The organism is Pantoea sp. 9140 (genome assembly GCF_000745295.1).
GTDB lineage: Bacteria > Pseudomonadota > Gammaproteobacteria > Enterobacterales > Enterobacteriaceae > Pantoea > Pantoea vagans.
Genome location: NZ_JQNO01000001.1, coordinates 2,258,699 through 2,272,426, shown reverse-complemented (window position 1 = coordinate 2,272,426; position 13,728 = coordinate 2,258,699). Strand labels below are relative to the sequence as shown.

Sequence of the window (13,728 nt, the reverse complement as noted above, 5' to 3'; positions counted from 1 at the left end):
ATTTTCGGGAATGAATGCTTCGGTATTTGATTACAAGAAATATTTAAAATTTACTCACCAAAACTGTTAAGTCAGGAAAATGTACCGATAGCAAAGAACTGCCGCCAGAGATTTTTCACCAAACGCAATATTAATTATTGAAAGGAGCGGTTCATTTTAGCGATGGCAGGTTAACGTTATTGACTTCAAAAAGCAGTTCCTGAAGTTTAGGAGCTGCTTTCATTTTATCCTTAATGGCGTCAAGCTGGCTAACGTTATTCTAAAACAGTTTTTTCAGCACCGATTACAGGACGGAATATACTTTCCCCGACAAGCATTTAGATAGTCAAACCACCACTGCATGATTGTCCTTAAGACTTCCAGATACGCCGCAGATAAATAAGCCGCACGCTGTTGCGCTCCGTGTGACTCATGTAACGTTAAATTGCATCCTGTAACCGAAGTCCAGATCCCATTAGGGCGTTACAGGCCATAGCATGAAAGCCAAGCCCACAGATAGATACTTTCGTGGCATAATTTATCATCCGAAATGCTTTGTTGACAGTAATTTACATATCGGCCTATAAGGAAGTTGCTGCTTACGCATCATCACTCCTTTAGTCCTTTTAGTTTTCTTTCATTGGCTTTGAAGAGGGGATATATCTGAGGACACAGACTGCTTATGCTTTTGTCGCGCAATTTTGCACACCATTACACCAGGGAATTACCTTTGTCAAGAGCTTTTTTCTTTATGCATGCAAACATTATTAAGATTTTACGCATTGCAAGATTGCTCTGCTTGCCGATCTCATCCTCAGATTACACGTCAGAACCAAAATAAAATCAGCTATTTATCTTTCATATGTGACAACTATCACGTTTGTGCCAGGCTTACTTTTAAGTGATTGATCTGGTGAAACTTGGAGTAACAATGACAATTCGTGGTATTGAGCATATTGGCATTACTGTAAATGATATTAAAAAAGCAGAAGATTTTTTCTTGGGAGCATTAAACGCAACCGTACTTTACCGTCTGGCTCCGCAGAATGACTCAGATAAAGTGATTGAAGGCGACGACATGCAACCCCTAAATGGCTTCCCGGCCGAAATGAAAGTAACAGGTTTATCTATGTTACGACTCGCCAACGGTTGTAATATTGAACTCTTTCAAATCTTTCCCACTACAGATGATCACCAGGCTAACCCTGCAAATTCAGGTATTAATCATTTCTCGCTATACGTAGATGATATCAATTTGGCGGGGGAAAAAATGCGTGAACATGGAGCGAAAATGTTTCAAGGTCCCTCAGATTGCTTTGCGCAGGAGAAAGGTGAGGGAAACCAAACCTGGTTCGGCATGACGCCCTTCGGTGTTCTTATTGAATTAATCTCACTTCCTTCGGGGCTGCACTACGATGAAGGGGCTACTGCCTCGCGATGGATACCTGCCTCTTAAAATCAACGGAGTGTAATGTGCAACGTAGACAATTTATAAGTGGCAGTCTCGCGATTTTATGTCTCACAAAATCAACTTTTTCTTTTGCTAAAACGGTAACCAAACCGGCTCTTGAGCGTATTTTTACATCGCCCTGGTTGGTAAATGGCGTTGCTGTCTCAACCGATGGTGCCAGTTTTATCAATCTGCCGCGTTTTAAAGGGCATTCGGATTCGCCTGGATTAGCCCGCATTACGCTTAGCGGCCCGGTTGCTTTTCCCGGTAATCACTGGAACGAATGGCAAGATGGAGATGAAGGGATTAATACGCTGGTGAATATAAATGCCTGCCACATATTTGATAATGAATTGATTTGGGTGGTTGATCAAGGTGCTCCACAGGGTGATAAGCCTAAAGCGGGAGCAGCTAAATTGGTTGCATTTGATATCAACTCAGGTGAAGCAAAAAATATCATCAGGTTCAATGAAGATTCGTTACCTGCTGGAGGCACGCCCAACGATCTGCGTATTCATGGCGACCTGATTTACGTTACTGATTCTGGATTAGGTGGGATAATCATCCATAACCTTAAAAGCGGGCAGACCATCAGACGGCTATCAGCCTCTGCGCTATTACGTAAACCGGATAATTTAGTCCAGAAAGGGTTCAGAAGCAGAGTATTGCAGAATGCCAGGGGAAAAATGCCGGATGTACACAGTGATGTCATCGAAGTCACTGCCGATGGTAACTGGCTTTATTATTCAACACCCACAGGCCCGCTATATCGGATTCGTACCGAATATCTTTTCGATAATTCATACACTGATAGCATGCTTGAAAATAAGCTGGAAAAGGTGGCCGATATTCCCTCCATCGGTGGGTCGGCAATAGATGCAGATGGAAATATCTATTTATCGAACGTTGAGAAAAGATCAATAGATCGACTAAAGCCAGATGGAACAATAAACACACTTATTCAGGATGACCGCTTAGAGACACCTGATGCTTTAGTTATCATAAACGGATGGGTATATATTCCAGCGCCGCAAATAGAATATCTCAGCCAAAATAATCAGGGCGAAGATAAAACGCATCAACCCTGGTCGATATATCGATTCCGCTTACCCAATTAGATATATTATTGCTACTTTAAATTAAATCCAGGCTCATCAAATTAAGAAGTCATTGATGAGCCAGAGACGCTTAATTTAAATAACGATTCATATTTTCAATAACTTGTTTTGCAATAATTGCGTGGTCCATTTCCCATAGGGTGGGGCTAAATAATTCCGCAGACCACACGCCATCAAATCCTGTAGCTTTAACCGCATCGGTCCAGGCCTGAATATCAATATCACCTTCTCCTGGCATATAAGCACGTAATACGGTTTCCTTCCATCCTTCACCAGGACGCGGCTTGCGGCCATCACAAAAATGCACACCAAAAATGAGTGATGGATCAAGTTTCGCTATGTCGTCAGGGGTGGTGGCTCCAGTTGCGAACAAGTGCCAGAAATCAATGACCAGCCCAACGTTAGGTTTTTCGATACGTCGTATAACCTCTAACGCTTGATCTAACGTATTGAATTTGGTGTGAGCAATGACCTCAATCTGATAGCGCACACCATACCGTTGCCCAATAGATGCAATTTCAGCGATATTTTCAGTCATGATATCGAGTATCTGCGACTTTGGCAGATGGTCAATGCCATGCTGCGCAAGGATTTGAATTGTCGGGCACTCCAGATCTGAAGCAATTTGCGTCAATCGCGTTGCCTCGGCCAGCATTTGCTCTCTGGCATTATCCCGATAACGCTCAATATTAATCAGTGCGTTCAGGCAAGAGGTTTGCAAGCCAAAGCCATGTACTCGTTTCTTCAATGCATATGTACTGCCGCTATTATCAAGATAGCGCAGTAATTTGTAATGCAGAAACTCAAGTCCGTCGTAACCGGTTTCTGCTGCGATGCGTAATTCAGTGGCTACGTTGCAATAATGTGTTGATATACCGTGAAGTGCCTTAATCATTTTTACCTCTCAAAGTTTCATTTGAAGTGGAGGAAACCCGTTGGGGAACAGGGTATTTTAATGTGCTTTATACGCTCGGCCAGCAGAAGTTCAATATCATCCAGCGCCACGGCGTGCGTCTCAGGTACATATCGCATCAGGAAAAAAGCAAAAGAGATTGATAGCAGTAAAGATCCAAATGAAAATGCACCATGGAATACTTGCTGTAATGCAGGATTTCATTTAAAACCGGGAAGAACTGCGTGACCAGGAAAGAAGACCCACACAAAACTGACCGCCAGATCCATTGCGTAGCTTTTGATGCGCGGTGGAAAAAATTTCTGAGATCAGAACCCAGCATCCTGCCCCCAACTAATGGCGAACGTAACCATGAACATCAGTACCGAGTTTCATTACAGGTAGACCCAAGTCTACAACGATATGGGCTGAAGAGAAAATGATAAAGGAATCAGCAACCGTTGAGCCAACAGCCGAAATTCCCAAAGCCAGAGTGGCGAGGAGAAGTACGAGCTTCCGTCCTAATCTGGCCGCTAAATTTCCTGCTATAAGAGAACCGATAATGCACCCAACAAACATACTTGATACAACCCAACCCGTTTGGGTAGGGGCGAGATGAAAATGAGCCTGAATAGAATCAACTGTGCCTGAAATTACGCCGGTTGAATAATCGAACATTACACCGCCGAGCTAGCAATGCCGCACAGTGAATAAACAGAGCGGGCATTAAATCGACTATTACTCTTCATTGTAGCCCCCAGTTAAATATACCAATATCATACTGGTTCCTGACTTATTTAAGCAAAAGAGATTCTGCAGTTTAATATAAATAAACCCGGTCAGAAGTGTGCGGTCGGATGGCTGAAATTATGTCTTCGTTTGCCCGGTTAGCCAGAATTTTTTATATCGTGCAGGAGGAATGCCGACAAGATTATGGAATATACGATGGAAATTGTTAACGTTGTCGTAACCAACTGCATTTGCAACTTCAGTTACGCCTAACTCGGTGCTAAGTAGTAAATTTTGTGCTTCACCGATGCGACGCCGTGTTTGATAATGTTTAGGCGAATATCCTGAGTAATCTTTAAAAGCATGCGCGAGATAAAATTGGTTCATATTAAGCGCTGCAGTGATAGTACTTAATGCAATATCCTCTTTATAATGATTATCGATGTAATCTTTAACTCGCTGGCCCAGTAAAATGCTGTCCGTTTCCTGCTCATGCTTGTGTCCCATCCATAAATTACGACAGATCAACAGCAACACATTCAGAAGATTGTCACCTATCTCAGAACTAAAGAGTCGTTTACTGCTGACATGAGACCACATCTGGTCAAAAAGTTGGCATATTTCAAGGTAAAAGCCACCACAAGGCATTACTGTCGGTTGGGTTCGGGGGGTAAGCACATTCATTGGTAACCCATCCACTTTCAACTGCTCAACACCACAACTAAAAATCAATAACTCATCAGATGCGGTTGGTTGTTCATCATGCAAAACATTCGCATTAAACAGCATAAGGTCACCTTGCTGCACATTGTAACCACGTCCATCAATGTTATAGATACCGGTGCCAGAACGAATAAACATGATTTCGAAGCGATCATCGTGTTTATGCATGACTCGTGGAATTGCCGCCTCTGGCCCCTCAGCCTTACATATAAATTTAAGGCGTGGCCGAAGGCCGTTTTCGAAGCCTTGTGAAAAAGGATGCTCGTTGAGGCAAAAGGTCAGCATGGTATCTCCTGTCAGTCTGTCGCTATTCTCACATTACTTAATAAATTCGTAATCATCAATTTTGCTTTTTCAGCTTATTTAATCTGTTGATATGTATAGGTAATAATCGGGAGTGCAATATTAAAAAGGGCACTAACTGCATAATGTTGTTTTCGAAATGGTTCACTCCTCTTGAAAGTTGATCTCCATCACGCTTTTATTTTGATCAAAGTACATCCAGCGTCTGTGACATTTCAAATCACTGGCTGAGAGAAGATAAAGTTGTACATCATCTTTACAGAAATATTAACAGTCGGAGCCAAATATCATCATTGCTGTTATTAATGTTAAAGCGAATGAAAGGCTTAACGTAAAAAAACGAAGGTTTTTAGTGATAACCTATTGATATAAAAGAATAAAAAAAATCCTTTAAAATTTTTTAAAAGGTTTATTTCTTGCTGGCTCAGATTGGCTTTTTTCAATCTCGACTCTTGTTTTGTCAACGTCCTAATATTGAAATGTGACATTTATCACTGCAAATAGTGCTTTTCAAGAGTGAATTATGATCACACGCACGTCATGAGATGAAGTCGGAAGTTAATGTCTGGTATTTAAAATTAACTTTGATATAACGTTGTTGCAACGATAAAAGAAAATATAATTATAACGAATTTTTTTAAGAAAATAACTTCGCGCTTTGCGCTCGAGAAATATTCATAGATTCGACTTAAAATAATTTAAGTCTAAAACTGACCATCATAACAGCATTTAACCTTACGACCTTATAACCAGATGGAACAGATATGTATAATAAAACTCACCTGCAAAACCCGCAGCGTATGCGGCTTATTACTATCGTTTCTACGATAGGTGGTTTGTGCTTCGGTTATGATACGGGCGTTATTTCAGGTGCTCTTATCTTCATGAAGTATGATCTGAATCTAACGCCTGCTCAGGAAGGATTTATCACGTCTTTCCTGTTGTTTGGCGCAGCGTTAGGATCCTTGGTTGGAGGTTATCTTTCTGATAAACAGGGGCGACGAAAAAACCTATTATGGGTTGCCGCAATCTTTATGTTCGGAGCATTGGGTACCGCGTTCGCATGGGATGTTCCATCAATGATGGTAGCGCGATTCATTCTTGGATTAGCAGTAGGATGTGCTTCGGTAACCGTTCCAATTTATATTTCAGAACTGGCTCGTGCCGATCAACGAGAGAGAATGGTTACCGTAAATGAATTAATGATAGTCACGGGACAATTCCTCGCTTACTCGGTCAATGCCGCCATAGTCAATCTCTATCCAGAAATGCAGCATAACTGGCGAATTATGTTGGCCATTCCCGCTCTACCTGGCGCACTATTGTGGATTGGCATGTTAATGATGCCCGAATCTCCGCGCTTCTTTATAAGACGTGGCGAGACTGATAAAGCTATTAACGTTCTGAAAACGCTTCGTTTGCCGGAAGAAATTGATAAAGAAGTAAAAGAGATTCAACAGATTGTTAAAGCCGATAAAATTAAGTTCAATCTTTTTGTTGAATTAAAAAATAGGTGGGTTATTCAACTGGTTTTAATCGGTTTAATGATTGTATTAGCAACACGTGTAACCGGCGTGAATACCATCATGTATTATGCGCCAACGGTATTAAAAGCGACAGGCCTGGGAGATGCAGCGGCAGTGACGGGGGCGGTCGCAAACGGTATCATTTCTGTTTTGGCTACACTCCTTGGTATGGCGCTAATTGGAAAACACTCACGTCGTAAAATGTTTTTTACCGGTCAGGCTGGCGTCACCATTAGCCTACTATTAATTGGGGTAGCGTTTAAATTATTTTTCCATACAGAAACTATCGATGGTGTTGAGACACTACATGCCAATTTCGTTAACGCACCCTATGTAATTCTCGCCCTTATGCTGGTTTTTCTCGTGTTTATGCAGGGGTGGATCGCACCGGTATTCTGGTTAATGTTAGCCGAGATATATCCGTTGAAGATGCGTGGTGTAGGAATGGGCTTTGCCGTATTCGGATTATGGATGTTTGATTTCATGATTCAGTCCATTTTCCCGTACCTGTTAAGCCATTATGGCGGCGGTATGACTTTTGGATTCTTTGGCGCAACTAATGTCATTATGCTTATTCTTCTGATGAAATACTTGCCAGAAACGCGTGGGCTGACCTTAGAGCAAATTGAAAAGAAATTTCGCTTTTAAAGCTATTACACACAAGGATTTTTAAATGAATGCTAAAATCGGTTTGATTGGTCTCGGTATGATTGGTCACGATCATCTCAAGCGCTTTAAGAATGTTATTACTGGCGCACAGGTAACTGCTGTTTGTGATATTAACCGCTCGGCAGCAGATGCAGTAGCTAATGAATATGGCGCTACCGCATTTTATGATGCTGAAGAAATGATTAGTTCAGATCTCATTGATGCAGTATTTATATGCTCAATTGGCCCCGTGCATAAAGCACAAATTTTAGCTGCATTTAAAGCAGGTAAACCGGTATTTTGCGAAAAGCCACTGACACCCACTGCTGACGAATCAAAAGAAATCATTGAAGCAGAAGTCATAGCAGGTAAACGGCTATTGCAACTCGGTTTCATGCGACGTTACGACCCGGGTTATCAGGCACTTAAAACGTCGATTGATGGCGGTGATCTCGGAGAGATTATGCTTATTCACTGCGCGCACCGTAATCCCTCTGTGCCAGAAAGTTATACCCTTGAAATGGCGGTAAATGATTCAGCTACGCATGAAATTGATATCATCCGTTATTTGCTTAATGAAAATATCACGTCTGTACGTGTTGACAGGCCCCGCAAATCAACTAGTCGTGCGTTGCCACATTTACAGGATCCTTTAATCGTCATCTTTGAGACCGAGTCTGGTGTGCGGATAGACGATGAACTTTTCGTGAACTGTCATTACGGTTATGATATCCGTTGTGAGGTTATTGGCGAAAATGCTATTGCGGCACTCAATGAGCAACAGTTAATCACGACGCGCTCTATTAATGGCAGAGCGCAGCACATAGCTCAATCTTGCATGGAGCGCTTTGCTACTGCTTACGATCGTGAAGTGCAGACTTTTATTGATCACGTGAATGCCGGACGTCAAATGACTGGCCCTTCATCATGGGATGGTTATGTTGTTGCACTCGTCTGTGATGCTGGATTGGCGTCGTTAAAAGATGGTGAGAAGCATGACGTTATTATTCCATCTCAGCCAGCTCTGTATCAATGAAATCACTGCGAGAGAAGAAATCATGTTAAATCTTACCGAAGATGCGGTGTTTTTAAATTGCCGGGCAGCAACAAAAGCTGAGGCGATTAAAATTGCCGCAGTCGAATTAGAAAAAGCCGGTTTTGTTAAGCCGGGTTTTTATGCAGGCATGATAGCGCGTGAAAAAAACGTATCAACGTATATCGGTGCCGGAATTGCATTTCCTCATTGTGTCAAAGAGAGCCTCAACCTCGTGAACAAAACAGGTTTTCAGGTTTTTCAATTTCCTAATGGTGTTAGTTGGGGAGCGGGGAAAGTTGTTTTCATCGTTGTCGCTGTAGCTGCAACTCAAAATGAACATATCCAGGTGCTGGCAGATATTGCGGATCTATTAGGTAATGAAGTGAAAACCTACTTATTAGCCAATGCTAAATCCCGAGAAGCGTTTATTGAGCTATTTGAAAAACCCTGATTACCAGCCCTTGAAAAGGATTGAACCATGAAACTTGCATTATGTACCGATGTGCTCGCTGAGTTACCGTTTACTGCGATGCTGGATAAAGTCAAAAGCTACGGTATTGACGGCGTAGAAATGACAGCAGGCGGTTGGTCGCCATGCCCTCATGTGAAAACCGAAGAGTTGCTTGCGTCACCTGAAAAACTTGAACTGTTTAAAGAAGAGCTCGCACAGCGCAAAATGCACATTGTTGCCCTTAATTGTTCAGGCAACCCACTTGCTCCGTGTGAGTTGGGTGAGACGCACACCAAAAGCAGTTACCGTGCGGTTGAATTAGCAGGCAAGCTTGGTGTTAAGAAGATTGTGATGATGAGCGGCCTGCCCGGCGGCGGACCTGAAGATCGTGTTCCGAACTGGATTACGTCGACTATTTCATGGCCAGACTATATGCCTGGTGTCATTGATTACCAATGGAATGATGTTGCCATTCCATGGTGGAAAAAGTTTGTGCAACACGCTAAGAAGCATGGTGTTGAACAAATTGCTATCGAAGAGTTCCCGTGCCAGCTTGTTTACAATCCGTCTACGTTACTGCGCCTGCGTAACGCCGTGGATGACATGATTGGGATCAACCTGGATCCTTCACACTTAATTGCCATGGGGGCTGACCCGATAGCTGCGGCACGTAAACTTGAAGGCGCGGTGTTCCATGTACATGGCAAAGATGCACGTATTGAGCGAGGCCTGGCGGATATAGACGGTCTTATGGAGTATCAGCCGGTTACCAATACTAAAACTCGCACATGGAATTATGTCGCAGTGGGCTGCGGCCAGGATCTGAAATGGTGGAAAGAATTTTTCTCCGTCTTACGAATGACCGGTTATGATGGTGATGTTTCACTTGAAATGGAAGACCTGACTATGAGTGTGGAAGCTGGTCTTCAAACTTCAATTGACGCGCTTAACGCAACGTTAAGTCGTTAAAAATATTGTGCCTACTTTGTTAAGGTAGGCACGCATTTAACCGACTGATAAAAATTGAGCGTTCTATGGGGCGTGCGGGCAGTTTGGGTATGGGAATTTTTGACTTTATTTATTAACTAAAAGTCCCGACTGGCCGCCGGGATTTTAGGGCTTTAAAAAACTAACTGCACCTTCGCGGCTCGTTCTTTATCCGCCGCCAGCTCCAGTGCGCTTGCTGCATCCCCCATCGGCAGTTCGGCAGAAAGGAGCGGTAACGGCTTAATCTTACCTTGCTCAAGCCAGCGTACAGCGGTGGTGAATTCGCTGGTGAAACGGAAGGAGCCGCGCAGCTGTATCTCCTTTACAAGTAACGGCCCAATAGGATAGTTCACTTCCGCTGCACCCATGCCGAGCTGAACAATAATGCCGCCAGGACGGGTAAAGGCGACCAGCGAGCCTACCGCCGCACCTGCACCTGAGGCTTCAAAGCAGACATCAAAATGGCCGCTATTTTCCGCCCATAGCGCGGTTTGCTGCTCATCACGCGGATCTATTGCCGCACTGGCCCCCATTTCGTTCGCCAGTTGCCGACAGCGACTGCTGATATCCGTCGCAATCACCTCGGTTGCTCCTGAAGCCAGCGCCGCAGCGATAACCAGACAACCGATCGGCCCGGCACCAGTGACTAACACGCGCTTGCCTGTGAGATCGCCAGCCTGGCGTACCGCATGAATACAAACCGCCAACGGTTCGGCAAAGGCAATCACTTTGGCATCCGCATCTTCGCTATACGGTACACACTGCACCGGATTGACCGCCACATATTGGGCAAATCCGCCGTTAACATGGGGGAAAAACTGCGCGCTGCCCATAAATCGCATTGAGCGGCAAAGATTCTGTTTTCCTTCCTGACACAGCGCACATAGCTGGCACGGCTGGGAAGGATTAACCGCCACACGCTGACCGACTTTCATTTGACTGTTTTCAGGCACTTGCTCAATAATACCGACAAATTCATGACCTAAAATCATCGGCGCTTTCAGCACCGACATGCCCGCGCGGCCATGCTGGAAATAGTGGATATCTGAGCCACAAATCCCGCCACGCTCAACTTTGATTAACACTTGCTGCGCGTTCCACTCAATTTCCCGCGACTCACAGCGCACATCATGTGCGGCATTGACGATCACTGCGTTCACTGTTTTCTGTTGCATCATGCTTCTCTCTATGCGTTTGAAGGGGTTTCAAATTTCTTCTTACTTTCAGCCTGTTCTTCGCCGGGCGGCGTCATCACTTCAATTTTGCCAACCAGCAGCAGGTAGGACAAAAATCCCATCAGCGCGACGGCGGCGATGTACCACATGGCGTACTGGAAGGAGTGGGTGCGCTGCAAAATAACGCCGATGATGATCGGGCTGATAATGCCGGAGAGATTGCCAAAAATATTCAGAAAGCCGCCAATGGTGCCGATTAAGTGGCGCGGAATCACATCGCTGCACACCACCCAGCCGAGATTCGAGAAGGCGTTGGCGAAGAAGGCGATAGAGAGAATAGCGATGGCAATTACCGGGCTGTCCTGGAAGAAATTCACCAGCGCAATCGAACAGGTGAGCAACATGCCCAGCATCACCGGCAGTTTGCGTGCAAAGGTGCGGCTGCGGCCACGCTTGAGCAGGAAATCACTCAACGTTCCGCCGCAGAGCACACCAGCCATCGCCATCAGATAAGGGAACATCGCGCCAATCCCCGCTTTATCGATCGACAGATGCAGCCCTTTTTCCAGATAGACAATAAACCAGGTCAGGAAAAAGTAGAGCGTCGACGAGGCCGCGAACTGCGCGATAAACAAACCCCATGTGGTGCGCTGACGCAGGATGTATTTTACCGACTGCCAGTTAACTTTGCCGTTTCCGGTTTGCTGATTCACCGAACCGTGGCCGCCGCCTTTGCGGATAATATCGAGTTCCGCATCATTCACTTTGCTGCTGTGCTGCGGGTCGCGATAGACAATCAGCCAGTAAATCCCGAACGCAATGCCAACCAGGCCAGAGAGATAAAATGACATCTCCCAACCCCATTGAGAGACGATGAATGATAGTACCGGCGTCAATAGCGCCAGACCAATATATTGCGCGCTGGAATAGGTGGCTGTTGCACGCGCACGTTCATGGTCGGGAAACCAGGTGGCGATGATTTTAGTGTTGGAGGGAAAAGAGGGCGCTTCTGCCACGCCAATCAGCGCGCGGCACACCAACAGCATCATAAATGATGCTGTTGCGGTGGTGAATAAGTGATGCGATGCCAATCCCATCAGCAGGGTAAAAAGGCTCCACAGCACAATCGCGCTGCCGTACAGCCAGCGCGAACCAATCCGATCAAGCAGATAGCCGACCGGAATCTGGCTCAGGGCATAAAACCAGGTAAACATCGAAAACAGTAAACCCAACTGAGTGGCGGATAAGAAAAACTCGCCCTGAATATGGGTACCGGCCACCGCCAGGTTAGCGCGATCCATGTAATTGATAGCGGTGACAATAAATAGCATGAATAAAACGCTTAAACGCGCGCGCGTGGGTTTCATGGTCATGACTTCATTCTCTATTAGTATGCTGAGCGGGTTTGTGCCTTTGGCGTGCTCAGGCTGCTAAAGGTGGTCAGCGCAGTGAGTAAAACCGCCAAAACCAGCGATCCGCCCATAAATACGTAAGATGCCGCCGGACTGCCGGTCAGGCCATTGAGATAGCCCACTATCCACGCGCCGACGAAGGATCCGAGCGCACCGAAACAGACCACGAAGGACATCGCGCCCGCCACAACGTTGCGTGGCAGCATCTCAGGAATTGCAGCGAAGAAGGGGCCGTAAGGCGTGTACATCGCACCACCCGCGATCACCAACAGCGCCCATGAGAGCCAGAAGTGCGTCGCACCGAGTGTAAAAGAAGCAATGAAGCACACCGCCCCCAGCCCAAGAAAAAGCAGCACGATGTTTTTACGCTGCTGATATTTATCGGAAAACCAGGATGCGGTCAGCATCAGCGGCACGGCGAGAAGGTAGGGCGCGGCTGAGAACCAGCCGGTAGCGACAATGCCCATGCCGGACGCGCTCTTCAGCATGGAAGGCAGCCACATGATGAAACCGTACATACCGATATTCCAGAAGAAGTGGATAAAGGCTAGCGCCAGCACTTTTGGCGAGCGGAAGGCTTCACGGTAATTCTTAACCGGTTTGATCGACTGCTGCTCTGCCGCCAGCGCGTTTTCAACCGCACGCTTTTCGGCCTCGCTTAGCCATTTGGCATCACGCGGTCGATCGGCATAAATTTTCCACCAGATAAAAGCCCATAAAATGGCGGGCACGCCTTCAATAATGAACATGCCGCGCCAGCCAAAGGAGTTCACCAGATAGCCGGAGAGGATTGACATCCACAACACGGTGATGGGATTACCGAGGAACAGAAAAGTATTGGCTTTGGAACGCTCCGCGCGTGTGAACCAGTGACTGAGGAAGATCAACATCGCCGGCATCACCACACTTTCCGCCACGCCGAGCAGGAAGCGGATCACCGCCAGCAACGCCACGCTGTGCGCCATGCCGGTAGCGGTGGCCAATGCGCCCCACAGGATCAGGCTCCAGAAAATCAGCTTCTTCGCCGAGTGCTTTTCAGCGTAAATGCCGCCCGGCACCTGAAAACAGAAATAACCAAGGAAAAACAGTGCGCCAAGTAAAGACGAAATCGCGGGCGTGATATTGAGATCTTCAGCCAGACCGGCGGCGGCACCAAAACCGTAGTTGGCACGATCGAGGTAGGCGAGGCTATAGGTTATAAAGGCAATCGGGATGAGTTTTCCCCACCGACTGGCCGGTAATATCCCTGCAATGTTCTGGTTCATGGTTTGACCTCAGGTCGCTTGAGTAGGATACAGC

11 protein-coding genes are annotated in these 13,728 nt (G+C 45.8%); 6 read left to right on the top strand and 5 right to left on the bottom strand.

All coding sequences use genetic code 11. The features are described from left to right. Positions 1-880 precede the first annotated feature (880 nt). Both FA92_RS10690 and FA92_RS10685 read left to right on the top strand, forming a co-directional pair. Positions 881-1,435, top strand: coding sequence for a VOC family protein (locus FA92_RS10690; protein ID WP_239780522.1), 555 nt, complete (start codon positions 881-883; stop codon positions 1,433-1,435). 17 nt (positions 1,436-1,452) lie between these two features. After that, positions 1,453-2,547 carry an L-dopachrome tautomerase-related protein gene (locus FA92_RS10685; protein ID WP_197061499.1) on the top strand — a complete coding sequence of 365 codons (1,095 nt, stop codon included), beginning with the start codon at positions 1,453-1,455 and terminating at the stop codon, positions 2,545-2,547. 70 nt (positions 2,548-2,617) lie between these two features. On the opposite strand, the gene FA92_RS10680 is transcribed toward FA92_RS10685, so the two are convergent. Both FA92_RS10680 and FA92_RS10675 read right to left on the bottom strand, forming a co-directional pair. Continuing rightward, positions 2,618-3,442: a sugar phosphate isomerase/epimerase family protein gene (locus FA92_RS10680; protein WP_033783501.1), complete on the bottom strand. Its 825-nt coding sequence runs from the start codon at positions 3,440-3,442 to the stop codon at positions 2,618-2,620. An 864-nt stretch (positions 3,443-4,306) separates the two neighbouring features. After that, on the bottom strand, positions 4,307-5,176 hold the full coding sequence (locus FA92_RS10675; RefSeq protein WP_033783498.1) for an AraC family transcriptional regulator: 870 nt from the start codon (positions 5,174-5,176) through the stop codon (positions 4,307-4,309). A 782-nt stretch (positions 5,177-5,958) separates the two neighbouring features. On the opposite strand from FA92_RS10675, the gene FA92_RS10670 reads away from it, so the two are divergent. From FA92_RS10670 to FA92_RS10655, 4 genes are read left to right on the top strand one after another with little or no spacing between them, the layout of a single operon-like run. Then, positions 5,959-7,368 (top strand): sugar porter family MFS transporter, encoded by a 1,410-nt coding sequence (locus FA92_RS10670; protein WP_033783497.1) that lies wholly within the window; start codon positions 5,959-5,961, stop codon positions 7,366-7,368. Between the two features lie 25 nt (positions 7,369-7,393). Continuing rightward, positions 7,394-8,404, top strand: coding sequence for a Gfo/Idh/MocA family oxidoreductase (locus FA92_RS10665; protein WP_033783495.1), 1,011 nt, complete (start codon positions 7,394-7,396; stop codon positions 8,402-8,404). Further along, on the top strand, positions 8,364-8,855 hold the full coding sequence (locus tag FA92_RS10660; protein WP_239780521.1) for a PTS sugar transporter subunit IIA: 492 nt from the start codon (positions 8,364-8,366) through the stop codon (positions 8,853-8,855). The genes FA92_RS10665 and FA92_RS10660 overlap by 41 nt, the downstream gene beginning before the upstream one ends. Before the next feature lie 27 nt (positions 8,856-8,882). Continuing rightward, positions 8,883-9,824: a sugar phosphate isomerase/epimerase gene (locus FA92_RS10655; protein ID WP_033783491.1), complete on the top strand. Its 942-nt coding sequence runs from the start codon at positions 8,883-8,885 to the stop codon at positions 9,822-9,824. A gap of 152 nt (positions 9,825-9,976) precedes the next feature. Here the strand turns inward: FA92_RS10655 and idnD are convergent, their stop codons facing one another. Genes idnD through FA92_RS10640 form a run of 3 tightly spaced genes read right to left on the bottom strand, consistent with a single transcriptional unit; the run spans position 9,977 to position 13,694 of the window. Further along, positions 9,977-11,017 (bottom strand): L-idonate 5-dehydrogenase, encoded by a 1,041-nt coding sequence (gene idnD / locus FA92_RS10650; RefSeq protein ID WP_081917185.1) that lies wholly within the window; start codon positions 11,015-11,017, stop codon positions 9,977-9,979. Positions 11,018-11,028: 11 nt separating this feature from the next. Next, positions 11,029-12,384: an MFS transporter gene (locus tag FA92_RS10645; protein ID WP_033784613.1), complete on the bottom strand. Its 1,356-nt coding sequence runs from the start codon at positions 12,382-12,384 to the stop codon at positions 11,029-11,031. A 20-nt stretch (positions 12,385-12,404) separates the two neighbouring features. Beyond that, positions 12,405-13,694, bottom strand: a complete 1,290-nt coding sequence (locus tag FA92_RS10640; RefSeq protein WP_033783487.1) for an MFS transporter — start codon at positions 13,692-13,694, stop codon at positions 12,405-12,407. Between the last annotated feature and the right edge of the window lie 34 nt (positions 13,695-13,728).